Source organism: Streptomyces sp. NPDC006487, from assembly GCF_042870555.1.
GTDB lineage: Bacteria > Actinomycetota > Actinomycetes > Streptomycetales > Streptomycetaceae > Streptomyces.
In genome coordinates, this window is the sequence record NZ_JBIAHN010000015.1 from 70350 (window position 1) to 95793 (window position 25444).

The 25444-nt window shown below is 73.4% G+C and carries 19 protein-coding genes; 12 read left to right on the plus strand and 7 right to left on the minus strand.

The features are described from left to right. Positions 1-39 precede the first annotated feature (39 nt). Positions 40-2328, minus strand: a complete 2289-nt coding sequence (locus ACFYM0_RS26270; RefSeq protein ID WP_388505595.1) for an FdhF/YdeP family oxidoreductase — start codon at positions 2326-2328, stop codon at positions 40-42. Between the two features lie 339 nt (positions 2329-2667). Between ACFYM0_RS26270 and polA the strand changes: the two genes are divergently transcribed. After that, a complete protein-coding gene (polA, locus tag ACFYM0_RS26275) occupies positions 2668-5394 on the plus strand; it encodes a DNA polymerase I (RefSeq protein WP_388505596.1) in 2727 nt (908 codons plus the stop codon). Between the two features lie 38 nt (positions 5395-5432). On the opposite strand, the gene ACFYM0_RS26280 is transcribed toward polA, so the two are convergent. Beyond that, the gene (locus tag ACFYM0_RS26280; RefSeq protein ID WP_388505598.1) at positions 5433-6314 is read right to left on the minus strand and encodes a DUF4184 family protein; all 882 of its coding nucleotides are present in this window, start codon (positions 6312-6314) and stop codon (positions 5433-5435) included. 176 nt (positions 6315-6490) lie between these two features. On the opposite strand from ACFYM0_RS26280, the gene ACFYM0_RS26285 reads away from it, so the two are divergent. From ACFYM0_RS26285 to ACFYM0_RS26295, 3 genes are all read left to right on the plus strand, one after another. Continuing rightward, the gene (locus ACFYM0_RS26285) at positions 6491-7867 is read left to right on the plus strand and encodes a lytic murein transglycosylase (protein WP_388505599.1); all 1377 of its coding nucleotides are present in this window, start codon (positions 6491-6493) and stop codon (positions 7865-7867) included. 177 nt (positions 7868-8044) lie between these two features. Further along, complete coding sequence (locus tag ACFYM0_RS26290) at positions 8045-8185, plus strand: SPW_0924 family protein (RefSeq protein WP_250744997.1); 141 nt, start codon at positions 8045-8047, stop codon at positions 8183-8185. Between the two features lie 14 nt (positions 8186-8199). Next, the gene (locus ACFYM0_RS26295) at positions 8200-9177 is read left to right on the plus strand and encodes a DUF3068 domain-containing protein (protein WP_388505601.1); all 978 of its coding nucleotides are present in this window, start codon (positions 8200-8202) and stop codon (positions 9175-9177) included. On the opposite strand, the gene hrpB is transcribed toward ACFYM0_RS26295, so the two are convergent. Further along, positions 9167-11674, minus strand: coding sequence for an ATP-dependent helicase HrpB (gene hrpB, locus ACFYM0_RS26300; protein WP_388505842.1), 2508 nt, complete (start codon positions 11672-11674; stop codon positions 9167-9169). The genes ACFYM0_RS26295 and hrpB overlap by 11 nt on opposite strands. A 19-nt stretch (positions 11675-11693) precedes the next feature. Beyond that, on the minus strand, positions 11694-12542 hold the full coding sequence (locus tag ACFYM0_RS26305) for a class I SAM-dependent methyltransferase (RefSeq protein ID WP_388505602.1): 849 nt from the start codon (positions 12540-12542) through the stop codon (positions 11694-11696). Between the two features lie 358 nt (positions 12543-12900). Between ACFYM0_RS26305 and rpsA the strand changes: the two genes are divergently transcribed. The 5 genes from rpsA (at position 12901) to ACFYM0_RS26330 (ending at position 17875) form a co-directional block, all read left to right on the plus strand. Next, positions 12901-14418 carry a 30S ribosomal protein S1 gene (gene rpsA, locus ACFYM0_RS26310; RefSeq protein WP_243338283.1) on the plus strand — a complete coding sequence of 506 codons (1518 nt, stop codon included), beginning with the start codon at positions 12901-12903 and terminating at the stop codon, positions 14416-14418. 218 nt (positions 14419-14636) lie between these two features. Further along, entirely contained in the window at positions 14637-15575 is a 939-nt protein-coding gene (locus ACFYM0_RS26315; protein WP_356516342.1) for a PAC2 family protein, read from the plus strand. 60 nt (positions 15576-15635) lie between these two features. After that, the gene (gene coaE / locus ACFYM0_RS26320; protein WP_388505605.1) at positions 15636-16244 is read left to right on the plus strand and encodes a dephospho-CoA kinase; all 609 of its coding nucleotides are present in this window, start codon (positions 15636-15638) and stop codon (positions 16242-16244) included. Positions 16245-16485: 241 nt separating this feature from the next. After that, on the plus strand, positions 16486-17421 hold the full coding sequence (locus ACFYM0_RS26325) for an alpha/beta hydrolase (RefSeq protein ID WP_388505607.1): 936 nt from the start codon (positions 16486-16488) through the stop codon (positions 17419-17421). 58 nt (positions 17422-17479) lie between these two features. Then, positions 17480-17875, plus strand: coding sequence for a tetratricopeptide repeat protein (locus tag ACFYM0_RS26330; RefSeq protein WP_266909598.1), 396 nt, complete (start codon positions 17480-17482; stop codon positions 17873-17875). A gap of 102 nt (positions 17876-17977) precedes the next feature. Here ACFYM0_RS26330 and ACFYM0_RS26335 read toward each other — a convergent pair whose 3' ends face one another. Together ACFYM0_RS26335 and ACFYM0_RS26340 are read right to left on the minus strand one after the other, a co-directional pair. Then, positions 17978-18235, minus strand: coding sequence for a DUF6343 family protein (locus ACFYM0_RS26335; RefSeq protein ID WP_388505844.1), 258 nt, complete (start codon positions 18233-18235; stop codon positions 17978-17980). A gap of 76 nt (positions 18236-18311) precedes the next feature. Next, positions 18312-18968, minus strand: a complete 657-nt coding sequence (locus ACFYM0_RS26340; RefSeq protein WP_388505609.1) for a hypothetical protein — start codon at positions 18966-18968, stop codon at positions 18312-18314. Between the two features lie 147 nt (positions 18969-19115). On the opposite strand from ACFYM0_RS26340, the gene ACFYM0_RS26345 reads away from it, so the two are divergent. The 3 genes from ACFYM0_RS26345 (at position 19116) to ACFYM0_RS26355 (ending at position 24790) form a co-directional block, all read left to right on the plus strand. Continuing rightward, a complete protein-coding gene (locus ACFYM0_RS26345; protein ID WP_388505611.1) occupies positions 19116-20471 on the plus strand; it encodes a helix-turn-helix domain-containing protein in 1356 nt (451 codons plus the stop codon). Positions 20472-20714: 243 nt separating this feature from the next. Beyond that, positions 20715-23585, plus strand: a complete 2871-nt coding sequence (locus ACFYM0_RS26350; RefSeq protein ID WP_388505846.1) for an SNF2-related protein — start codon at positions 20715-20717, stop codon at positions 23583-23585. After that, complete coding sequence (locus ACFYM0_RS26355; protein ID WP_388505613.1) at positions 23582-24790, plus strand: SWIM zinc finger family protein; 1209 nt, start codon at positions 23582-23584, stop codon at positions 24788-24790. The genes ACFYM0_RS26350 and ACFYM0_RS26355 overlap by 4 nt, the downstream gene beginning before the upstream one ends. Here ACFYM0_RS26355 and ACFYM0_RS26360 read toward each other — a convergent pair. Next, positions 24771-25316: a hypothetical protein gene (locus ACFYM0_RS26360; RefSeq protein WP_388505615.1), complete on the minus strand. Its 546-nt coding sequence runs from the start codon at positions 25314-25316 to the stop codon at positions 24771-24773. The two genes, ACFYM0_RS26355 and ACFYM0_RS26360, sit on opposite strands and share 20 nt — an antisense overlap. Positions 25317-25444: the final 128 nt, after the last annotated feature.

A 25444-nucleotide genomic window follows, 5' to 3' on the forward strand; every position in this document is an offset into this window, starting at 1 on the left:
GTCAACGCTCGTTAACCGTCTTGTCCTCAGGTCGTTCTATCAGGCCGGTTCGAAGCGCACGACGACGGACTTGCTCGCCGGGGTATTGCTGGTGTCCGCGGTGGAGTCGAGGGGCACCAGGACGTTGGTCTCGGGGTAGTAGGCGGCGGCGCAGCCGCGGGCGGTCGGGTAGTGCACGACGCGGAAGCCGGGGGCGCGCCGCTCCACGCCGTCGCGCCACTCGCCGACGAGGTCGGTGTACGAGCCGTCGGCGAGCCCGAGCTCGGCGGCGTCCTCGGGGTTGACCATGACCACGCGGCGGCCGCCGGTGATCCCGCGGTAGCGGTCGTCGAGGCCGTAGATGGTGGTGTTGTACTGGTCGTGGCTGCGCAGGGTCTGCAGGAGCAGGCGCCCCGGCGGGAGGTGCGGGTACTCCACGGGGGCGGCGGTGAAGTTCGCCTTGCCGGTCTTCGTGGGGAAGCGGCGCTCGTCGCGCGGGGCGTGCGGGAGCTGGAAGCCGCCGGGGCGGGCGACGCGGGCGTTGAAGTCCTCGAAGCCGGGGACGACGCGGGAGATCCGGTCGCGGATGGCGGCGTAGTCCCGCTCGAAGTCCTCCCACGGGGTCGCTGACGTCTCGCCGAGGACGGCGCGGGCCATGCGGGCCACGATCGCGGGCTCGGAGAGCAGGTGCGGGGAGGCGGGGGCGAGGTTGCCGCGCGAGGAATGGACCATGCCCATGGAGTCCTCGACGGTCACGAACTGCGCCGTGCCCTTTTTGCCGGGAGCGCCGGCCTGGACGTCCTTGTCGGTGCGGCCGAGGGTGGGCAGGATCAGGGCGCGCCTGCCGGTGACCGCGTGGGAGCGGTTGAGTTTGGTGGAGACGTGCACGGTCAGGGAGGCGCGGCGGATCGCGGTCTCGGTGACCTCGGTGTCGGGGGTGGCGCCGACGAAGTTGCCGCCCATGGCGAAGAGCACCTTGGCCTCGCCGTCGCGCAGGGCCTGGATGGAGCGGACCACGTCGAAGCCGTGCTCACGGGGCGAGGTGATGCCGAATTCCTTGTCGAGGGCGTCGAGGAAGGCGGGTGCGGGGCGCTCGAAGATCCCCATGGTGCGGTCGCCCTGCACGTTGGAGTGGCCGCGGACGGGGCAGACGCCGGCGCCGGGGCGGCCGATGTTGCCGCGCAGGAGCAGCAGGTTGACGACCTCGCGGATGGTGGCGACGGAGTGCTTGTGCTGGGTCAGGCCCATGGCCCAGCAGACGATGGTGCGCTTCGAGGCCAGGACCATGGCGAGGGCGCGCTCGATGTCGGGGCGGGTCAGGCCGGTGGCGGTCAGGGTCGCGTCCCAGTCGGTCTCCTGGGCCGTGGCCGCGAACTCCTCGTAGCCGTGGGTGTGTTCGCGGATGAACTCCTCGTCGGTGGCGCCGCCCGCCTCGATGACCAGCTTGTTCAGGAGGCGGAAGAGGGCCTGGTCGCCGCCGATGCGGATCTGGAGGAACAGGTCGTTGAGGGCGGTGCCCTTGAGCATGCCGAGGGGGGTCTGCGGGTTCTTGAACCGTTCCATGCCGGCCTCGGGCAGCGGGTTCACCGAGATGATCTTCGCGCCGGCGGACTTGGCCTTCTCCAGGGCGGAGAGCATGCGGGGGTGGTTGGTGCCCGGGTTCTGTCCGGCGACGATGATCAGGTCGGCTTGGTGGAGGTCTTCGAGGGAGACGCTGCCCTTGCCGATGCCGATCGTCTCGTTCAGCGCGGAGCCCGAGGACTCGTGGCACATGTTCGAGCAGTCGGGGAGGTTGTTGGTGCCGAACTCGCGGACGAACAGCTGGAAGAGGAAGGCCGCTTCGTTGCTGGTGCGGCCCGAGGTGTAGAAGAGGGCCTCGTCGGGGGAGTCCAGGGCGCGCAGCTCCTGCGCGATCACCGCGAAGGCGCGCTCCCAGCTGACCGGCTCGTAGCGGTCGGCGCCCGCCTCCAGGAGCATCGGCTGGGTGATCCGGCCCTGCTGGCCCAGCCAGTAGCCGGAGCGGGTCTCCAGGTCGGCCAGCGGGTGTTCGGCGAAGAAGGCGGGGGTGACCCGGCGCAGGGTGGCCTCTTCCGCGACGGCCTTGGCGCCGTTCTCGCAGAACTCGGCGGTGTGCCGCTTGTCGCCCTCGGGCCAGGCGCAGCCCGGGCAGTCGAAGCCGTTCTTCTGGTTGACTTTGAGGAGGGTGCGGGCGGTACGGGCCAGCCCCATCTGCTCCTGCGCGATCCTCAGGGTGTGCCCGATCGCGGGCAGGCCCGCGGCCGCGTGCTTGGGGGGCGTCACCTGGGGTGCGTCCTGTACGGGATCCCCTGCGGGCGGCTTGGTGGCCATGGCGCTCCCCTTCGAGCGTACGTGCGAATGCAGCACATAGTGCCGCACTTCCGATCCTTTCACGGCCGCCGGGTGGCCGGGAGGGCGGTACGGAGCGTCCGGAGTCCGGACGGGTGCGCCGGGGGCGGCCGCTGCGACGGATGCGCCGGGGGAGCCGGGAGGGCCGGGAGGGCCGGGAGAGCCGGGGGGAAGTCGGACGGCGAGGCTCCCGGGCGGCGGCGGACCGCCCCCGGGAGGGGTGGCGTCCGGACCCGCGCGGGGCCGGGCCCGGACGGCCGTCCACTGACCGGGTGACCACCGGCGCCGGAAATGTCAGTGCGGCGGCCTAGGATCGGGGGCGTGGCAGATTCAGCATCGAAGAAGACCGACCAGCCGACCGCAGCGGACCGCCCCCGCCTGATGCTCATGGACGGGCACTCCATGGCGTACCGGGCGTTCTTCGCGCTGCCCGCGGAGAATTTCACCCTCGCGACGGGGCAGTCGACGAACGCCGTCTACGGATTCGCGTCGATGCTGGCGAACACGCTGCGCGACGAGGCGCCCACGCACTTCGCGGTGGCGTTCGACGTGTCCCGCAAGACGTGGCGCGCGGCGGAGTTCCCCGAGTACAAGGCGAACCGCTCCAAGACCCCCGACGAGTTCAAGGGCCAGGTGGAGCTGATCGGCGAGCTCCTCGACGCGATGGGCGTGCCGCGGTTCGCGGTCGACGGCTTCGAGGCCGACGACGTGATCGCGACGCTGGCCACGCAGGCCGAGGCCCTCGGCTTCGACGTGCTCATCGTCACCGGCGACCGCGACTCCTTCCAGCTGGTCTCCGAGCACACCACCGTGCTCTACCCGACCAAGGGGGTCTCCGAGCTGACCCGGTTCACCCCGGGAGAGGTCGAGGAGAAGTACGGCCTCACCCCCCAGCAGTACCCGGACTTCGCGGCACTGCGCGGCGACCCGTCCGACAACCTCCCCGGCATCCCGGGCGTCGGCCCGAAGACCGCCACCAAGTGGATCACCCAGTTCGGGTCGTTCGCGGAGCTCGTGGAGCGCGCGGACGAGGTCAAGGGCAAGGCCGGCGAGAGCCTCCGGGAGAACCTGGACGCCGTGAAGCTCAACCGGGTCCTGACCGAGATGGTCAAGGACGTCGCCCTGCCCAAGACCCCCGCGGAGCTGGTCCGCGCGCCCTACGACCGGAGCGCCGTCACCGGGGTCCTGGACGTACTGGAGATCCGCAACGCCTCCCTGCGCGAGCGACTGCTCGCCGTGGACCCGGGCGCCGCAGGGGAAGAGGCCCCGGCCCCGGCGTCCGCCGCCGCCGTGGAGCTGGACGGCTCCGTCCTCGGCGCCGGCGAGCTCGCGCCGTGGCTGGAGAGCCACGCGGGCACCCCGCTCGGCATCTCCACGGTCGACACCTGGGCGCTCGGCGCCGGCAACGTCTCCGAGATCGCCCTGGCCTCGGCCGGGGGAGCCGCCGCCTGGTTCGAGCCGTCCGCTCTGGACGAGGCCGACGAGCGGGCCTTCGCCGCCTGGGCCGCCGACGCGGCCGAGCCCAAGGTGGTGCACAACGCCAAGGCCCTGATGCGGGTCTTCCCCGAGCACGGCTGGACCCTGGCCGGGGTCGCCATGGACACCGCGCTCGCCGCCTACCTGGTCAAGCCGGGCCGCCGCTCCTTCGCACTGGACGTCCTCTCCCAGGAGTACCTGCACCGGGAGCTGGCGCCCGCCGCCGCCGACGGGCAGCTCGCCTTCGGCGCCGACGACACCGCCGAGGCGGAAGCCCTCATGGCGCAGGCCCGCGCCGTCCTGGACCTCGGCGACGCCTTCGCGGTGAAGCTGCCCGAGGTGGGCGCCGCCGAGCTGCTCCACGACATGGAGCTGCCCACCTCCGAGCTGCTGGCCCGCCTGGAGCGGGCCGGCATCGCCGTGGACCGCAGCCACCTCGAAGCGATGGAGCAGCAGTTCGCCGCGGCCGTGCAGCAGGCGGTGAAGGAGGCGCACGCGGCGGTCGGCCACGAGTTCAACCTCGGCTCGCCCAAGCAGCTCCAGGAGGTCTTCTTCGGCGAGCTGGACCTGCCGAAGACGAAGAAGACCAAGACCGGCTACACCACGGACGCCGACGCGCTCGCCTGGCTGGCCACCCAGACCGACCACGAACTGCCCGTGATCATGCTCCGCCACCGGGAGCAGGCCAAGCTGCGCGTCACCGTCGAGGGCCTGGTCAAGATGATCGCCGCCGACGGCCGGGTCCACACCAGCTTCAGCCAGACCGTCGCCGCGACCGGCCGGCTGTCCTCCACCGACCCCAACCTGCAGAACGTGCCGGTGCGCACCGACGAGGGCCGGGCCATCCGCCGCGGCTTCGTCGTCGGCGAGGGCTACGAATCCCTCATGACCGCCGACTACAGCCAGATCGAGCTGCGCGTCATGGCCCACCTCTCCGAGGACGAGGGCCTGCTCGAAGCCTTCCAGTCGGGCGAGGACCTGCACACCACCGTCGCCTCCCAGGTGTTCGGCGTCGAGCGCTCCGAGGTCGACGCCGAGATGCGGCGCAAGATCAAGGCCATGTCCTACGGCCTGGCCTACGGACTCTCCGCGTTCGGTCTCGCCCAGCAGCTGAACATCGAGCCCGGTGAGGCCCGCGGCCTGATGGAGACCTTCTTCGAGCGCTTCGGCGGGGTCCGGGACTACCTGGGCCGCGTCGTCGAGGAGGCCCGCGCCACCGGCTACACGGCCACCGTCTTCGGCCGCCGCCGCTACCTCCCGGACCTCAACAGCGACAACCGCCAGCGCCGCGAGGCCGCCGAGCGGATGGCGCTGAACGCGCCGATCCAGGGCACCGCCGCGGACATCGTCAAGGTCGCGATGCTGCGCGTGGACAAGGCGATCACCGGAGCGGGGCTGAAGTCGCGGATGCTGCTCCAGGTCCACGACGAAATCGTGCTGGAGATCGCCCCCGGAGAGCGCAAGAAGGTGGAGGAGCTGGTGCGCCGCGAGATGGCCGCCGCCGTCGACCTGCGGGCCCCGCTGGACGTGTCCGTGGGCGTCGGTCCCGACTGGGAGTCCGCCGCGCACTGATCGCCCGCACCCGTGATCCGGGTAGCGCCCGTTCCCGCCTACTGAGTGGGGACGGGCGTTCTCGTGTCCGCGTCCTTGTCCGTGTCCGCGTCCGTGTCGGCGGACGGGAGGTCGCGGACCCGCCGGTGGCGCAGGCGCACGAGGACCCCGTACAGCAGCAGTCCCACGGCGAGACCGCCGCCCGCGCCGAAACATATGGTCGGGATGATGTCGAGCGGCGTGCGGATCCGGTCGAAGTAGGTGAAGAAGCGCAGCACGCGCATAGTGACCCCGGCCGCCACGCAGACCAGGACCAGCGCGAGCGCGCCCCACACCCCGGCCCGGCCGAGCACGGGGACGGACGCGGGGGCCGGCGAGTCCGGCAGCCGGCGCAGCGCGGTCGCCGTGAACCAGACCAGGAAGCAGGCCGCGAGCGCCGAAGTCCCGTACTGCAGGTACGAGTAGAGGGGAAGTCCGAGGGCGAGCGGTTCGCCCAGCTCCGGCAGGATGCGCGTCCCGAAGCGGTCGACGTGCGTGAAGGCGTCCCACACCACGTGCGTGAGGGAGCCGATGGCCGCCGAGACGTAGAACCACAGGGCCAGCGCGGGCAGTCGGCGCCCGCGCCATTCCTCGCCCCGGACGAAGGCGTGCACCCTGCCCTGCCGGCCGCGGGGCAGGAGTGCGATCAACGGCTCGCGCAGCAGCAGCCAGCACGCCGCGAGGGCGGCGGTCAGGACCGCGTCGGTGGTCAGGACGCCGGGCAGGGAGTGCGTGAAGGTGCTGTACGGCCTGAGGCCCGGCACCACGATGTCGACGAAGTAGAGGGTGTCCGGAGCGAACGACCCGAGGACCAGGGCCGATCCGACGAGGGGGCCGCGCGCACGACCGGACCGGCGGATGGCCGGAAGTACGGCGGCCGCGTGGCTGAGAGTGAACGGCATGAGGACCTTGTCTCGGGTGGCTCGGCTCATCGACCGGTGCGGTGCGCCCGGCGCGTCCAGTATGGGTGGCCTGCGGAACTCATGAGGAAATCGTGAATTCCCGCCCACGATGCGTGCCCTGTTCAGCGAGTTGACGTAGGGTCACGCGGACGTCGAGGGGGAGGGGGGTCCGGCTCATGGCGGCTCGGATTCGAATACCGGCAGGCGCGTCCGCGGGGATACCGGCGCGGTTCGGCCGGGTGATGCGCAAGGGCGGGGCCGCCGTGCTCGTCTCCGCTCTCGTGGCCGCGGTGCTGACCGCCTCGCAGGGACCGCTCGCGGCCGGAGCAGACGCGTCCGCGGTCGCGGAACCCGGGCCCCCGCCCGAGGGCTCCGCGGGCGACGGCTCCTACTTCACCGCGCTGCCGCCGCTGGTGAGCCCCGAACCGCCGGCCGTGCTGCTCCCCGAGGACGGGGCGACGCCTCCTCCCGTGGTGCCGGCCGCCGCGGATCCGGGGCCGCGCAACGAGCCCGCGGCCATGGGGGGCGCCGAGGGCGCGCAGGGCATTCCGGCGAGCGTGCTCGCCGCGTACCGGGGCGCGGAACGGACGGTCGGCGGGAACGACCCCGGGTGCGGACTGCGCTGGCAGCTCCTCGCGGCGATCGGCAAGGTCGAGTCCGGGCAGGCGCGCGGCGGCCAGGTCGACGCCTCCGGCACGACGCTGCGGCCGATCCGGGGGCCGGTGCTGGACGGCAACGGCTTCGCGAACATCCGGGACACCGACGGCGGGGCCTACGACGGGGACTCCCGCTACGACCGTGCGGTCGGGCCGATGCAGTTCATCCCGTCCACCTGGGCCTCGTGGGGCCAGGACGCCAACGGCGACGGCCGCCGTGACCCCAACAACGTGCACGACGCCGCGCTCGCGGCGGGCCGCTACCTGTGCGCCGGTACGCGTGACCTGCGGGTGGAAGCGGATCTGGACCGGGCCGTCCTGTCGTACAACAACTCCTCCGCGTACCTGCGGACGGTGCGGTCGTGGTTCACGTACTACCTGAAGGGCGCGCACGAGGTCCCGGACGGCCGTGGCGGTGGTGGTGGCGGTACCGGTTCTGGTTCCGGTTCCGGTTCGGGTGGCAAGGGCACCCCGGCGGTGACACCTCCGCCGCCGTCCCCGACGCCGAAGCCCACGCCTTCGCCCACCCCGACTCCGAGCCCGACGCCCACCCCGAGCCCGACGCCCACCCCGAGCCCGAAGCCGACGCCCACCCCGAGCCCGACTCCTTCGCCGAAGCCGACTCCGAGCCCCACGCCGACTCCGAGCCCCACGCCCACGCCGAGTCCGACGCCCACGCCGAGCCCGACGCCCAGCCCGACGCCGAGTCCGAAGCCGACCCCCAGCCCGACCCCGACCCCGAGTCCGAAGCCGACTCCGAGCCCGACCCCGTCGCCGACGCCCGAGCCCGCTCCGAAGCCCACGGCTTCGGTCTCCCCGTCGCCGAAGCCCAAGCCGTCGCCCAAAACGTCACCGTCCGCGTCCGCCGCCGCTCCGGCGCCCACACCGGCTCCCTGACGCGCCCGACGCCCCTGACACGCGCCGCCCCCGCCCCCTGAGCGGGGGCGGCGACCCGGCGTGACCCGGCGCGGCCCGGGTCCCCGCGCGAGCAGTGGCGCAAACGGTTCTCATCTGTCACCCGCATTGCTACGGTGCCACCGCCCTGACACCCCATCAGATTCCGGAGGCCCCGGCATGCGCGCATTCGTCGCCGCCGCCAGCGGTCTCGTCCTCGCGGCGCTCCTCGTCTTCGCCATCACGGCGACGGGGGCGCCGGAAGGCAAGACCTCACCCAAGCCCCTGCTCACCACCGCGCCCGCCGCGCCCGGAAAGTAGAGGAGGGCCCGGCCATGCGACGCAGAGCAAGCCTCGTCCTGCTAGCCGTAGCCGTGTTCTGTGCAGCCCTCGCGCCGCTGCTGCGCTGGTACGCGTACCCCCGACTCGCGAAGATCCCGCCGAGCCAGTACCAGGAGATGGTGCTGGAGGCGAAGGACGCGACCCTCATCGACTACGCCACCATGCAGCCGAAGAAGGTCGACAAGGTCACCATCGTCCAGACCCTCAAGGGCAACGTCGAGGCGTCGAAGGAGATAGAGGCCAGCGCGGGCAAGGACGTCGTGGTCTGGGACACCTTGACCCACATCATGGGCCCGGACGGGAAGATGGTCTCCCAGATCCCCGAGCGCTACATCTTCGACGCCCACAGCCAGGACCCGGTGCACGCCACCGGCGAGGCCGTGGACGGGGACCCGGTCAAGCGCGAGGGCATCGAGTTCAAGTGGCCGTTCTTCACCGAGCCGCGCGACTACCTCTACTTCGACGCGCAGACCCGCACCTCCTCGCCCATCCACTACGTGGGGCCGCGCAAGTTCAAGGGCATGGACGTCTACTACTACGAGCAGACCGTGCCGTGGACGAAGGTCGGGCTGCCGAAGAAGATGCCGTTCGACGGCATCGACCCGGCGACGTTCGAGCAGACCACCGGAACCAGCCTCTGGTACACGACCAAGGCGATGTTCTGGGTCGACCCGGTGACCGGGGCGCCCGTCAACGCCGAGCAGGAGATCCAGCAGGAGATGCGCGGCGGGAGCCTCGCGGGCAGCGCGCCCGACGGGAAGCTCACCGTCTTCGCCGGGCACGTGAAGATCCGCGAGGACTACAGCGACTACACCGTCGACCTGGTGAAGTCGAACCGGGTCATGGTCCTCGGGCTGCACACGTACGCCCCGATCGGGCTGGCGGCCGGCGGGCTCGCGCTCTTCGGGCTCGCGCTCTGGCTGGAGGCGCGCGGCCGGCGCCCCCGCCAGGAGGAGCCGTTCAGCGCTTGAGCCGGGCGTTGGTGTGCCGGGTGGGCTCGGCGGTCGCCGGGTCCTCGGGCCACGGGTGCTTGGGATAGCGGCCGCGGAGCTCGGCGCGGACGGCGCGGTAGCCGCCCTGCCAGAAGGAAGCCAGGTCGGCGGTGACCGCGGCGGGCCGGCCGGCGGGCGACAGGAGATGGACGAGTACGGGGACCCCCGCGATCCGGGGGGTTTCGGCCAGCCCGAACAGTTCCTGGAGCTTGACCGCGAGTACGGGCTGCCCGTGCTCGGCGGCGTAGTCGACCCGGATCCGCGAGCCGCTCGGCACCTCGATCCGCTCGGGGGCCAGCTCGTCGAGCCGGACGGCCTCCCCGGTGGCCCAGGGGAGCAGCCGGTTCAGCGCCTGCCCGGCGTCGATCCGTGCGAGGTCGCCGCGGCGCCGGGCCCGCGACAGCTCGGGCTCCAGCCAGTCGTCGGCCCGCTCCAGCAGTTCCCCGTCGTCCGCCACGTCGGGCCAGGGCGGGCCGAGCGTGCGGTGCAGGAAGCCGAGCCGGGCCCGCAGTGCCTGCGCGTCCGGGGTCCAGCGCAGCAGGCCGAGTCCGTCGGTGCGCAGCCCGTCGAGCAGTGCGCTCCTGACGAGGTCCCGGTCGGGGTCGCGCAGGGGCCGCGCGGCGAGCTCGATGGCACCGAGGCGGGTGACCCGGCGGGCCACCAGGTCGCCGTCCTCCCAGTGCACCTCTTCACCCTCGCGGAACAGGTGGCCCGCCGCCGTGCGGGCGGTCTCCTCGTCGAGGAGGGCGCCGAGGCGGACGCGGGCGGAGGCGGAGTGCGGGGGTCTGTCGGCGACTGCGATCGCCAGCCAGGGCGCGCTGCGCAGGCCGGATCCCTCGCCGAGCTCGGCCCCGGTCCCGGAGGCCATGAGGAAGGCACCCTGGCCCTTGGCCTTGGCGACCCGCTCCGGGAACGCCAGCGCGGCCACGAGCCCGGCGGCCGCGTCATCGGGGACGGAAAACCCCGCAGGGCCGCCCTCCGCCGCCGCGCGCTCCAGGCGGCGGGCCTCCGCGCGCCAGCGCGATGCGTAGGGGTCGCCGCCCGCGCGGGCACGCCGCCAGGCCGCGGCCAGGTCGTCGCCGTACTCCCGCGGCGGCTCTTCGCTGAGCAGGGCCACCAGTTCCGCCGCCCGCCGGGGGCCCAGCGCGGCGGAGCCGTCGAGCAGGGCCCGGGCGAGGCGCGGGTGCAGGCCGAGCCGGGCCATCCGCAGCCCCCGCGGGGTCGGCCGGCCCGCCGGGGACACCGCGCCCACCGCGAGCAGCACCTCCCGCGCCGCGGCCATCGCTCCGGCCGGCGGCGGATCGAGCAGGGCCAGGCCGGTCGCGTCCGGGTCGCCCCAGCAGGCGGCCTGGAGGGCGAACTGCGCGAGGTCCGCGATCCGGATCTCGGGGGAGGGGTACGCGGGCAGCCGCCCGTCCTCCGCTTCGGCCCAGCAGCGGTACACCGTGCCGGGGGCCTCGCGCCCGGCTCGGCCCGCGCGCTGGCGGCCGGCGGCGCGGGACGCCCGCACGGTGGCCAGCGCTCCCAGGCCCCGGGCATGGTCGACCCGGGGTTCGCGGGCCAGCCCCGAGTCCACGACGATCCGTACGCCGGGCACGGTCAGGCTGGACTCCGCGACGGCGGTGGAGAGGATGACCCGGCGGTGCGGCGCGGGGGACAGCGCCGCGTCCTGGACGGCGGCGGGGGCGCGGCCGTGTATCTGGAGGACTTCCGCGTCGGCCGCGCCGAGCTGACCGGCGACCCGGGCGATCTCGCCGACGCCGGGCAGGAAGCAGAGGACGTCGCCGGAACGTTCCGCCAGCGCCCGCCGCACCACCGAGGCCACGTGCGTGAGCTGCGCCGGATCCACCCGCATCCCGTGCGGGGGCCGCACCGGGCAGGCCGGCGGGGCCCACACGGTCTCCACCGGGTACGAGATTCCCGCGGCCTCCACCACGGGGGCGCCACCCAGCACCCGCGACCATCCGGCCGCGTCCGTGGTCGCCGAGGCCGCGAGGAGCCGCAGCTCCGGGCGCAGGGTCGCGCGTACGTCCAGGAGGAAGGCGGCGACGGTATCGGCGTCCAGGTGCCGCTCATGGCACTCGTCCAGGATCACCAGGTCGGTTCCGGAGAGCTCCTGGTCGCGCTGGAGCCGCTGGAGCAGCACTCCGGTGGTGACCACCTCGACGACGGTGGACGGTCCGACGTTCCGCTCGCCGCGCACCGTGAAGCCCACGGAGGCGCCGACCGGCTCGCCGAGCAGCCAGGCCATCCGGCGGGCCGCCGCGCGGGCGGCGATCCGGCGGGGTTCGGCGACGACGACCCTGCGGCGCGGCCCGCCTCCCACCAGCCCCGCCAGTACCAGCGGCACCAGCGTGGTCTTGCCGGTGCCGGGCGGGGCGCAGAGCACGGCGGTGCCGTGGGCGTCGAGCGCCGAGACGAGCGCGGGCAGGGCTTCCCGTACGGGAAGGGCGTCGAGGTCGGCCGTACGGATCACGCGCTGTCCCGTCACCGGCTCAGTCCCGCTCGCACACGAAGATCGCCGTACCGGGGATGAGGTTGCCGCGCAGCGGGGACCAGCCGCCCCACTCCTGGCTGTTCCACGCGGGCCACTCCGGCTCGACCAGGTCGACGAGGCGGAAGCCGCCCGCGACCACGTCCCGTACCCGGTCGCCGATCGTGCGGTGGTGCTCCACATATACGGCGCGTCCCTGCTCGTCCTGTTCGACGTACGGGGTGCGGTCGAAGTAGGAGGCGGCGACGGACAGCCCCTCGGGGCCCGGCTCGTCGGGGAAGGCCCAGCGGACGGGATGGGTGACGGAGAAGACCCAGCGGCCGCCGGGGCGCAGGACGCGGCGCACCTCGCGCATGACGTTCACGGGGTCGGCGACGAAGGGGACGGCCCCGTAGGCGGAGCAGGCGAGGTCGAAGGAGCCGTCGCGGAAGGGGAGGCGCCCGGCGTCGGCCTCGACCAGGGGGACGTCGTCGCCGATCCGCAGGGCGTGCTGGAGCTGGCGGTGGGAGAGGTCGAGGGCGACGGGGCGGGCGCCCTGGGCGGCGAGCCAGCGGGAGCACTGGGCGGCGCCGGCGCCGATCTCCAGGACGTCCTTGCCCTTGAGGGAGGCGGCGGGCCCGAGCAGGGCCGCTTCCGCCTCGTCCAGGCCCTCGGGTCCCCAGACGAAGCGGTCGTCGCCGAGGAACGCCCCGTGCTCGCTCTGGTACTCGTCGGCGTTGCGGTCCCACCAGCCCCGGCTCGCGCGGCTGCTCTCCGCTTCCCCCGCGTCACGCCGCGTGGCCTCGGAATCGTCTTCGGCGGCCGATCCGGCTTCGTACGCCTCTTCGGGGGCGTAGTCCTCTTGGTTCATGGGGCCCGTCGTCGTAGTCTGCGAATGTCTGCGGAAAGCGGGCGGGAAGGGCCATCGGCGCCTGCCTGCCCGTTAATTGTGCCGGTTGTGCGGTGATCCGCCCGGGGTGTGCGCCTTCGCGCATTGACCCTGTCCGGCTGCCCCCGTATGCTACAAGTTGCGCTGCGAGCCTGTGCTCCTCAGACCTAGCAGGCTGCGCTTGTATCTGTTGATGTCCCCTCGGTTTTCGAGGCCCCCACCCCGCATTTCGCGGAACTGGGGCTTCCTTGGCTGTCCGGCTTCTTCGGCAGATGCCGATAAGGGCTCCCGGCGTAGCAGTACCTACGACTTTCTGTCCGTAACCGGAGCCCTTACCCACATGACGAGCAGCACCGAGACCACCGCCACCACCCCGCAGGTTGCGGTCAACGACATCGGTGACGAGGCCGCGTTCCTCGCCGCGATCGACGAGACGATCAAGTACTTCAACGACGGCGACATCGTCGACGGCGTCATCGTGAAGGTCGACCGTGACGAGGTCCTCCTCGACATCGGTTACAAGACCGAGGGCGTGATCCCGAGCCGCGAGCTCTCGATCAAGCACGATGTCGACCCGAACGAGGTCGTCAAGGTCGGCGACGAGATCGAGGCTCTTGTTCTCCAGAAGGAGGACAAGGAAGGCCGTCTGATCCTGTCCAAGAAGCGCGCGCAGTACGAGCGCGCCTGGGGCACGATCGAGAAGATCAAGGAAGAAGACGGCATCGTCACCGGTACCGTCATCGAGGTCGTCAAGGGTGGACTCATCCTCGACATCGGCCTCCGCGGCTTCCTGCCGGCCTCCCTCGTCGAGATGCGTCGCGTCCGCGACCTCCAGCCCTACGTGGGCAAGGAGCTCGAGGCGAAGATCATCGAGCTGGACAAGAACCGCAACAACGTGGTCCTGTCCCGCCGTGCCTGGCTCGAGCAGACCCAGTCCGAGGTTCGCCAGACGTTCCTCACCACCCTGCAGAAGGGTCAGGTCCGCTCCGGCGTCGTTTCCTCGATCGTCAACTTCGGTGCCTTCGTGGACCTGGGTGGCGTCGACGGTCTCGTCCACGTCTCCGAGCTGTCCTGGAAGCACATCGACCACCCGTCCGAGGTTGTCGAGGTCGGCCAGGAAGTCACCGTCGAGGTCCTCGACGTGGACATGGACCGCGAGCGCGTCTCCCTGTCGCTGAAGGCGACGCAGGAAGACCCGTGGCAGCAGTTCGCCCGGACGCACCAGATCGGTCAGGTCGTCCCGGGTAAGGTCACCAAGCTGGTTCCGTTCGGTGCGTTCGTCCGCGTGGACGAGGGCATCGAGGGTCTGGTCCACATCTCCGAGCTGGCCGAGCGCCACGTGGAGATCCCGGAGCAGGTCGTCCAGGTCAACGACGAGATCTTCGTCAAGGTCATCGACATCGACCTCGAGCGTCGCCGGATCTCGCTGTCGCTGAAGCAGGCCAACGAGTCCTTCGGTGCCGACCCGGCCTCGGTCGAGTTCGACCCGACCCTCTACGGTATGGCTGCCTCGTACGACGACGCGGGCAACTACATCTACCCCGAGGGCTTCGACCCCGAGACCAACGACTGGCTCGAGGGCTTCGACAAGCAGCGCGAAGCCTGGGAGGGCCAGTACGCCGAGGCGCAGACGCGCTTCGAGCAGCACCAGGCCCAGGTCATCAAGAGCCGCGAGGCCGACGAGGCCGCCGCTGCCGAGGGTGCGGCCGCTCCGGCCGCGGGCAGCAGCAGCAGCGCCGGTGCGGGCATCTCGGGTGGTTCGTACTCCTCCGAGGGTGCGGACGAGACCTCTGGCGCCCTGGCGTCCGACGAGGCCCTCGCCGCGCTCCGCGAGAAGCTGGCCGGCGGCCAGAGCTGATCGCAGCAGCACGGTGTGAGCCGAGCTGATCTTCACCGGTAAGGCCCGTCCCCTAAGGGGGGCGGGCCTTACCGCGTTGTACGGCCGTGCCGCGCGTTCCTGTGAACACCGCCTGCTGAACACCGCCTCGTGAAAACGGTCAGAACCGTCAACTGGGGAATGGTCACGGTTCCTTGGACGTTCTTGCCAGAGAACGCGGCGGAGGAGGAGTGGTGGCAGTGCTTGATCCACAGGGTTTGTACGAATGGGACGCCAAGGGCCTGGCGGTGGCCGACCTGGCGCTCGCCCAGGACTCGGCCGGGCTGGTCATGCTCTACCACTTCGAGGGGTACATAGACGCGGGTGAGACCGGCGAGCAGATCGTCGAGCGGCTGCTCGACACGCTGCCCCACCAGGTCGTGGCCCGGTTCGACGCGGACCGCCTGGTGGACTACCGGGCGCGCCGTCCGCTGCTGACGTTCCAGCGCGACCACTGGACGGAGTTCGAGGAGCCCCGGCTCGAGGTGCGCCTCGTCCAGGACGCCACCGGCGCACCCTTCCTGCTGCTGTCCGGCCCCGAGCCGGACGTGGAGTGGGAGCGCTTCTGCGTCGCCGTCCGGCAGATCGTCGAGCGCCTGGGCGTGCGGCTCTCCGTCAACTTCCACGGCATCCCCATGGGCGTCCCCCACACCCGGCCCGTCGGGATCACCCCGCACGGCAACCGGACCGACCTGATGCCGGGTCACCGCAGCCCCTTCGACGAGGCCCAGGTCCCGGGCAGTGCCGAGTCCCTGGTCGAGTTCCGCCTCGGCCAGGCCGGGCACGACGTGCTGGGCGTCGCCGCCCACGTACCGCACTACGTGGCGCGCTCCCCGTATCCCGACGCCGCGCTGACCGCCCTGGAGGCGATCACCGCCGCCACGGGGCTGGTCCTGCCGTCGGTCGCGCACGCGCTGCGCACCGAGGCGCACCGCACGCAGACGGAGATCGACCGGCAGATCCGGGAGGGCGACGAGGAGCTGGTCAGTCTCGTGCAGGGGCTGGAGCACCAGTACGACGCGGCGGCCGGCGCCGAGACCCGGGGCAACATGATCGCGGAGCCCGCGGAGATCCCGTCGGCGGACGAGATCGGCCTCGAGTTCGAGCGGTTCCTGGCGGAGCGCGAGGGCGAGGGCTGAGGAACCGCCCGGGCAGGGGGTCCGTACGGGCCCCAGGACGCGGGGGCTAGTCTGCCGGGCATGTTGAAAGTTGGCCTGACAGGCGGAATCGGCGCCGGCAAGAGCGAGGTCTCGCGGCTGCTGGCGGGGTACGGGGCGGTCGTCGTGGACGCCGACCGGATCGCGCGGGAGGTCGTGGAGCCGGGTACGTCCGGGCTCGCGGCGGTGGTGGAGGCCTTCGGGGAGTCCGTACTGACTCCCGGGGGCGGGCTGGACCGGCCGAAGCTGGGGTCGATCGTGTTCGCCGACCCGGCGAAGCTGCGGATCCTCAACGGGATCGTGCACCCGCTGGTCGGGGCCCGGTCCGCCGAGCTCGAAGCCGCCGCGGGGGCCGACGCGATCGTGGTGCACGACGTACCGCTGCTCGCGGAGAACGGGCTCGCTCCCCTGTACGACCTGGTCGTCGTCGTGGACGCGGCGCCCGCCACCCAGCTCGCGCGGCTCACGGGGCTGCGGGGCATGGAGGAGTCGGAGGCCAGGGCCAGGATGGCGGCGCAGGCCACGCGCGAACAGCGGCTGGCCGTGGCCACGCTCGTGATCGACAACGACGGGCCGCTGGAGGCGCTGGAGCCGCAGGTGCGCAAGGTGTGGGAGGAGCTCACGGTGCGGGCGGCGGGCGGCGGGTCGTGACCAGGGCCGCGTGACGGGGACGAATGGCGGGGCGGCGTGACCGGCGCCGCGTGACGGGGGCTGCGGCCACGGCCGCGTGACGCTGATCGCGACGGCCGGCCATTGCTCGCCCGACGGCCGGCCCCCGGTGGCGGCCTCCGGTGGCGGCCTCCGGGGCGTGACCGCACGATGCGAGACACGGAGCCGATCCGCCGCTCCCTCCAGCGCTCCGGGCACGTCCCGCCGAAGAAGGGTGCCGCGCATGCCCGTCGACCCGTCCCTCGCCGCCGTACTCGACCAGGTCAACGCCCACCCGGTCCCCCGGGTCATCGACACCGATCCCGAGGTGCTGCGCGAGGTGAACCGCGCGATGGGCGCCGGCTTCGCACTGCCGGAGCCGATCGAGGTCGGCTCGGTGGAGGACACCGCCGTCCCCGGACCCGCCGGACGGATCCCCGTCCGCGTCTACCGGCCCGAGGACGGCGGACCCGTTCCCACGGTGGTCTTCTTCCACGGCGGCGGCTGGCTCACGGGCGACCTCGACACCCATGACGACGTCACCCGGCGGATGTGCCGCGACGTGAACGCCGTGGTCGTGGCCGTCGACTACCGGCTGGCCCCCGAGCACCCCTTCCCCGCCGCCTACGACGACTGCCTCGCCGCCGCCCACCACGTCGCCGACCACACCGACGACTACGGAGGCCGCCGCGACCGCCTCGCCGTGGCCGGCGACAGCGCCGGAGGCAACCTCGCCGCCGCCGTCGCCCTCACCTTCCGCGACGAAGGCCGACCGCTCGCCGCGCAACTCCTGGTCTACCCCGCCACCGACTTCGTCGGCGACCACCCCTCACGCACCGAGAACGCCGACGGCTACGCCCTGCGCACCCAGGACGTCCTGGATCTCCAACACCTCTACGCGGGCGACGACCCCGCCGTCCGCGGCTCCTGGCAGGTCTCCCCGCTGCTCGCCGAGAAGTTCACCGGCCTCGCCCCCGCGGTCATCGGCACCGCCCAGTACGACCCCCTGCGCGACGAGGGCAACGCCTACGCGGAAGCCCTCACCGGTGCCGGCGTGGACGTCTTCGCCCGTACCTACGACGGACTGATCCACACCTTCCTCAACCTCTTCCCCGTCTCCCCGGCCGCCGACGCCGCCGTCACCGAGCTGTACGCCCAACTCGAGGACCGGCTCGGCTGACGGAATAGCGGGCGGCGTGCGGGGCGTTGAACGCGCCTGTAGAGGGAAGGAACAGACCGTGTCCGACACCACGCCGCAGCTCCCGCCGCCCCCTCGGTCCTCGTCGCCCGAGACGCACGTCATCGACTACCGGGCCGCGGAGCAGCTCCTCGCCGCGCGCGACCCGCGCGGTGCGGTGAAGCTGCTCGACTCGGTGATAGCCGCCCACCCGGAGAACACGGCGGCCCGGCTGCTGCGCGCCCGGGCCTTCTTCGCCGCCGCCCAATTGCGGCCGGCGGAGCTGGAGTTCGAGATCGTGCTGGAGCGGGAGCCGGACAACGCGTTCGCCCACTTCGCACTGGCACGCACCCACGAGCGCGCCGGCCGCCCGGACCAGGCCCGCAAGCACTTCCGCCTCGCGGCCGCCCTGGACCCCCAGCCGGACTACCTGGCGGCGGCCCGCTTCGAGAAGTAGCCCGGCCGGGCTCCGGGCAGACGCCCCGGGACACCACACCTAGGCCGTCTCTTTCGGATCTTGCCTGGCCCGCGTGGTCCGGCAAGATCCGAAAGAGACGGCCTAGTGGCCCGGGGGCTCGTACGGGGGGATGTCGCGGCCCGGCTGGTAGTGCGGGCCCTGGTGGATGCGGCGGATCACCACGGTCAGGTCCACGGCCGCGAGCACGGCGATGGCCGCGCAGGCCGCGGCCCACCCGGGCCGGGCGGCGAGCGAGAACGCCGCCGCCCCGGCACCGGACCAGATCAGCCCCCACAGGCTCAGCCAGAAGCGCAGCCGCAGCGCGCTGCGGGCCGTCACCGGCTCGTTTCCGGTGCGCATGGCCATCACCGCCCAGACGTCGTCGCCCACCCCGGCTTCCCCGTCCCTTCCATGGTCCCACCGGGGGCGCGGAGCGTCAGGGGTTGAGCTTGTTCACGGCCCTGACGGTCGTCTTCTTGAAGGCCGGGACGGGTGCCTCGTTCAGGTACCCCATCTGCCCCCACCTCACGAACGTCACCGTGGAGCCGTCGCGCCCGATGCCGAACAGGTGGACGCCGGGCTCGGACTCCGGCATGGAGGTGTGCACCCCGTAGACGTGCGCGCCCTCCTCGACGCTGAGCTTGCCGTAGTCCTGCCAGGAGGCCGTACCGCCCGGGGTCTTGCGCAGCCAGTCGGCGGCGCAGGCCGCCACCTTGCGCTCCAGGGCCGCCTTGAGCTTGATGGCCGCGGCGCTGGAGGACGTGCGCACGGACACCTGTACCGCGTTCGTGTCGAACTCGGTGCCGAAGTCGCGGTACCAGCTCCCGGTGGCGGGGAGCACGCCGTCCGCACAGAACGGCGCGAACTCGGGCAGCCCCTTGGTGACCTTCCCGGCGTACCAGGCGGAGCCGGGGTGCGGGGGCAGGTCGGCGCCCGCCAGGAACCCGGGCGCGGTGACGGCGGCCGAGGAGGTGGTGGAGGCGGTGAGGACGAGGGCGGTGGCGGCGGCCGCGGTGGCCGCGAGGACGGCGGCGGTCCGGGCGGTCCGGGCGGGCCGGGCGGGTCCGGTGGATCGGGCGGTGCGTCGGAACATGGTCGGTTCTCCCCGTGTGGTCCGTGACGGTGCGGTGGTGTCTCTCGAGAAGGCTGTACCCCGGCTCGGGCCCACGCCGGCGTTTCGGGACGAACTCGGGACGGTGGAACGGCCGTACGCACCGTCATCTGCGGGAACATCGTTGGCATGGAACGGAATTCCGGGACGGGGAGATCGGCCGAGGCGCAGGCGTTCGCACGGTCGATGAGGGAACTGAAGGAGCGGAGCGGGCGGAGCTACGGGGCTCTCGCGCGAGGGCTCCACACGAGCACGTCGACCCTGCACCGCTACTGCAGCGGTGAGGCGCTGCCCGCGGAGTTCGTGGTGGTGGACCGCTTCGCGCGGGCCTGCGGGGCGACTCCGGCGGAGGCGGTGGAACTGCACCGGGCCTGGCTGCTGGCGGATGCCCGGCGGCGCGCGGTCTCGGTGGCGGAGGTGGCGGAGGCGGTGGGGGCGTCGCCCGAGGGTGAGGGCGGCCGGGAAGACCCGGAGGCCCGGCCGGAGGAGGTGGCCGCGGATCCCGATGTTCCGGGGGCGCCGCTGCCGCGCCGGTCCGGGCACCGGCTGCGGCTGGCCGGGGTGGCGGTCGCCGCGGTCGTGGCCCTCGCGGTGGGCGTCTGGTGGCTTCCGCAGACGGGCCCGGACCACCGGGCACCCCAGGCCGGACCGACGGCGCCGGTGGGGGCCACGGGGACGGCCGGGGCCACGGGGACGGCGGCGACGGCCGGGCCGACGGCGTCGGAGACCGCGCCGGGAGGGACCGGGCCCGCGGCGCCACCCGCGGCGACCGGCCCGGGGGCCGGCCCTACGGCCGCTTCGGCGGGCACTTCGGCGGGCACGACGGGAGCGCCGACCGGGCCCGCCGCGACGGGCGGCCCCACACCGGCCTCCCCGCCCCTGCGCGCGGCCGTGCGGTCGCACGTGTGGGCGGCGGGCTGCGATCACGCGTACCTCTCCGAACAGGCGCCCTCGGCGGTGCCCCCGCCCCCGGTGGAGGCGGACGCGCCCGCGTGGGCGGCGGGGCGGGAGGCCGTCCACGCGGGGACGCAGATCGTGGAGATCACCCTGCTGGGCACGGGTCCGGCCGCGGTGGTCCTGGAGGACTTGGAGGTACGGGTGGCCGGGCGGCGGTCCCCGCCGGCGTGGAACGTCTACGAGATGTCGCAGGGCTGCGGCGGAGGGCTCACCCCGGCCGGCTTCGCGGTCAACCTGGACGCGCCGCGCCCACTGGCCCGTCCGGTGGCCGGCAACAACGAGGGGGAGAAGATCGAAGCCCCCGCCTTCCCGATCCGGGTCTCGGCCGCCGAACCGGCCGTCCTACGGGTGGTGGCGAGCACCACCGGCTGCGACTGCGACTGGTCCCTGGACCTTCACTGGAGCGGCCCCACCGGCTCCGGCACCCTCCGCCTCGACGAGGCCGGCCGGCCCTGGCGCATCTCGGCCGTCTCCGCGGACCGGCCGGTGTACGGATACGCAACCGAACAGGGCCGCTGGGCCCGCTGACCGCCGGGCGCGAGCACCACCCGTACCGCAGCCCCGCGGCACTCCCGGGCTGCCGGGCCGCGTGCCGTCGGACCGCCGTGCGCCGGGCGCCGTGCTGCCGGACCGACGGGTTCCACGGTCTCCGGGGTTCCGGGAAAGGCACAGCTCAGCGGCATTGTCAGTGGCCCCGCCTAGACTCGACGCAGACGGGATCCGTCTGACCGAGGAGACCGCGGAGACCGCGAGAGGGGGGACATCATGGCCATGCCGACGACGCGCCACGCACCGGCGCAGCCGCCCGGGTCCGGGTCCGCTCTGCCGCGGCACGCCGCCGTGTTCCTTCCGGCCGCGGTGCCCCGCGAGAGCCGCATCGCGTTCTGGGCCCCCGACGGGGACCCCCTGCCCGCCGAAGGCGCCCCGGACGCGCTCCAGGTGGTCCGCCCCCATGGCGAGGGCGTCCGTACCCGCACGGTGCCCGCCGTCACGCTGACGGTCACCGCCGCCCTGCCCGTGCTCGTCCGTGCGGTCCGCAGGCCCGGGACCCATCCCGCGACCCGTGCCTGGGGGACGGCCGCCGTCCAGGCGCTGTCCCTCGTCGCGCGGGGCCGGCTGCTGCCCGGGCTGACCCCCGAAGGCATCGACGCCTGGCGGGCCGGACCCCTGGACGCCGAGGACATCGCGCATCTGCGCGCGGTCGCCGCCGCGATGCCCCACGAGGGGTACGCCACCCCGCTCGCCGGACGCCGCCCGCTCCACCTGCCCGAACCGGAGGCACTGGTCAGGGCGTTCCTCGATGCCGTCGCCGACAGCCTGCCCCGCACCCCGGCGGCGCCCTTCGCCGCGGGCCGGCCGTTCGCGGCCCGCGAGCCGCAGCAGGTCCCGGGGATACGGGACTGGGCCGCGCAGGTCGCCTCGGGCGCGGACACCGGAGTCGGCATCTCGCTCCGCCTCGACCTGTCCTCCTTCCGCCTCTTCGACGAGGCCGAGAGCGGGACGGAACCGGGCGAGGACCTGCGCCGCGCCGGGGCCGCCGTCGTCCAGGTGCACAGCCTCGCCGACCCGACGCTGGTCACGGACGCCTCGATGCTCTGGGCGGGCGCCGCCGCGGCCGGCTTCGGACCCCGTGCCCGGATCGACGCCGTCCTCGCGCTGCGACGGGCCGCCCGGGTGTGGCCGCCGCTGCTCCGGCTGCTCGACCAGCCGGTTCCCGACGTGCTGGCCCTTTCGGACCCCGAGCTCGAAGACCTGCTGGGCCGGGCCGCGACCCGGCTGGCGGAGGCCGGAGTCCCTGTCCACTGGCCGCGCGAGCTGGCTCGTACGCTGTCCGCGACCGCGGTCGTACGGTCCACCGCGCCCGGTTCCGCGACCGACGGCACCGCCTTCTTCGACGCCGAGCACCTCTTCGCCTTCTCCTGGGAACTGGCGCTCGGCGGGGACCGGCTCACCCCGGGGGAGATGGACGCGCTCGCGCAGGCCCACCGGCCCGTGGTGCGGCTGCGCGACCAGTGGGTGCGGGTCGATCCGGAGCTGGTGCGCAAGGCGCGCAAGCGGGAGCTGGGTCTGCTGGACCCGGTGGACGCGCTGGCCGCCGTACTGACGGGGACCGCCGAGGTCGAGGGGGAGCCGGTGGCCGCGGTGCCCGTGGGGGCGCTGGCCGCCCTGCGGGACCGGCTGACCGGGGAGCTGGCGCCGCTGCCCCAGCCGGCCGGGCTCAAGGCCACCCTGCGCGACTACCAGGCCCGCGGTCTGGCCTGGCTGGACCTGATGACCTCGCTCGGACTCGGCGGCTGCCTCGCCGACGACATGGGCCTGGGCAAGACCGTCACCCTGATCGCGCTCCACCTGCACCGCGACCGCCCCGAGCCGACGCTGGTGGTCTGCCCGGCCTCGCTGCTGGGCAACTGGCAGCGCGAGATCGAGAGGTTCGCCCCCGGCACGCCGGTGCGCCGCTTCCACGGCGCCGGCCGCAGCCTCGAAGGACTGTCCGGCCAACCCGCCGGGGGATTCGTCCTCACCACCTACGGAACCATGCGCGCGGGAGCGGCCCGGTTGGCCGAACAGCCCTGGGGCATGGTCGTCGCGGACGAGGCCCAGCACGTCAAGAACCCGCACTCGGCGACCGCGAAGGCGCTGCGCACGATCCCGGCGCCCGCCCGGGTGGCGCTGACCGGCACCCCGGTGGAGAACAACCTCTCCGAGCTGTGGGCGCTCCTCGACTGGACCACGCCCGGACTGCTCGGCCCGCTCACCGCGTTCCGGGCCCGCCACGCGCGGCCCGTGGAGCACCAGACGGAGGAGGACGGGGGCAACGAGGCCGCGGTCGCCCGACTGGCCGCGCTGGTCCGGCCGTTCCTGCTGCGGCGCAAGAAGTCCGATCCCGGGATCGCCCCCGAACTGCCGCCGAAGACGGAGACCGACCACCCCGTCTCCCTCACCCGCGAGCAGGCCTCCCTCTACCAGGCGGCGGTCGACGAAGCGATGGCGGTGATCGGTGCGAGCGAGGGCATCGAGCGGCGCGGAATGATCATGAAGCTGCTGGCCTCGCTCAAGCAGATCTGCAACCACCCCGCTCAGTATTTGAAGGAAGGAGAGCCGCGGATCGCGCACCGCTCCGGGAAGCTGGCCCTCCTCGACGAGCTGCTCGACACGATCCTGGCCGAGGGCGGCTCGGTGCTGGTCTTCACCCAGTACGTGACGATGGCCCGGCTCCTCGAGCGGCACCTGACGGCGCGCGGGATCTCCCACCAGCTGCTGCAAGGGGGCACGCCCGTTCCGCGCCGGGAAGAGCTCGTGGACCGGTTCCAGGCGGGCGAGGTGCCCGTGTTCCTGCTGTCCCTCAAGGCGGCCGGCACCGGCCTCAACCTCACCCGGGCCGGGCACGTCATCCACTACGACCGCTGGTGGAACCCGGCCGTCGAGGAACAGGCCACCGACCGCGCCTACCGGATCGGCCAGACCCAGCCCGTCCAGGTGCACCGCATCATCGCGGAGGGCACCGTCGAGGACCGGATCGCCGAAATGCTGGAGGCGAAGCGGGCGCTGGCCGATGCCGTGCTGGGCTCCGGCGAGACGGCGCTGACCGAGCTCACCGACCGCGAGCTGGCCGACCTCGTTTCCCTGCGGAGGCCCGGATGATCACCGCGCGCGACGACCGCCGCCGCACCTTCGAGACCGTGCCGCCGGGGGTGGAGGCCGTCAGCTGGTGGGGCCGGGCCTGGGTGTCCGCCCTGGAGGAGGTGGCCCGCGACGGAGCCCGCCTGACCCGCGGGCGGACGTACGCCGCCGAGGGCCACGTCGATGCCGTCACCGTCACCCCGGGCCGGATCGTGGCCTACGTCCGGGGCAGCCGGGCGCGGCCGTACCGCACCGAGCTGTCCCTGCCCGCCTTCTCGGACACCGAGTGGAGCGAGCTGCTGGAATCGGTGGTCGCCGATCCGACGGCGCTGGCCGCACTGCTGGAGCGGGAGGTCCCCGAGTCCCTCTCCGAGTCGGTCCTGCCCGGTGCGGGGGAGCTCGTGCCGCGCTGCTCCTGCCCCGACGTCGCCCGCCCGCCCTGCAAGCACGCCGCGGCCCTGTGCTACCGCGCGGCCCGGCTCCTGGACGCCGACCCCTTCGTCCTGCTCCTGCTGCGCGGCCGCGGCGAGCGCGAGCTGCTGGAGGAGCTCACCCGCCGCAACGCCTCACACGCCGCGCGCGAACAGCCCGACGGGACACCGGACTTCCCCGGGGTACCGGCCCGCGCCGCGCTCGTACGCACCGTGCTGCCGCCGCTGCCCGCTCCGCTGGCGGCGCCCTCCGCCGTCGGGATGCCGCCCGCGTATCCGGCCGACCCGGCGGCCCCGGACCCGCTCGCCCTGGACCAGCTCGCCGCGGACGCGGCCGCCCGCGCCCTGGCGCTGCTGCGCACCGCCGAGGATCCGATGGCCGGGCTGAGCCGCTGGCAGGACGCCGTCCGGCTGGCCTCGGCCCACCCGACGGCCGGGCTCACCGGCGCCGCCCGCACCCTCTACCGCGAGCTGGCCCGGGCCACGGGACGCAGTACCACCGACCTGGCCCGGGGAGCGGCCGCCTGGAGGCAGGGCGGTCTGCCCGCCCTGCTCACCCTCGAAGAGCCCTGGGAGCCGCCGGCGGGCCCCTTCGACCGGGCCCGCCCGGCTCTTCTCGCCGCCGGCCAGGGCTCGTTCCGCCCCGACCGGAACCGGCTGACGGGCCCCGGCCGGCAGCTCCGGCTCGGCCGGGACGCCCTCTGGTACTCCTACGAGAACCGCCTGGGCGATGACGACTGGTGGCCCACGGGCCGCGGCCCCGCCGCGGATCCGGTCACGGCCCTGCTGGGCTGAGCCCGGCCGCCCAGCGGTCGAGGGTGATGAAGTCCTGCGGGCGCAGGCCGTGGCGGGGGTGGATGCGCAGGAGCAGGGCCGGGGCCGGGTGGTGGGAGGCGACCCAGGCGCGGTCCCTGGGCGTGATCAGGTCGTCGACCCAGGCGAAGGGCCGGCCGGCCGCCCATTCCACGAGCGGGCGGGTCTTCCAGAAGAGGCCGTCGGGGTCGCGGCTGAAGGGTTCCGGCCATTCGATGACAGGAAGATCAGCGGGTAGTCCGATGTGCGGGGAGATCAGTGTGTTGGCCTCGTGCGTCCAGGCGGTGGCCCAGGCGATGTCGTAGGGCAGGGCCAGCAGCCGGGCGCCGTGGGCCGGGTGCAGGCGCACCCGCACACCGCGCCGGGCGCTGCGGGATTCCGGTGCGCGGTAGGACAGCCAGATGCTCGGGCGCATCCGGTGGCTGGTGTATCCGCGGAGCCCCGCGAGGCGGGACCGGAACGGGTTGAGGGGGCCGTCCACGTCGAGGAGGAGCAGCGGGCGAGTCATGAAGTAGGGATTACCCAGTACACGATGGAGTGAAATGCCTACCGGCGCTATAACCCGAATGGGGTTACGGCGTTGTTTCCGGTACGGGTGCAAGGCCCGTGGACCCTTCCGGAAGGCAGGAAATCTGA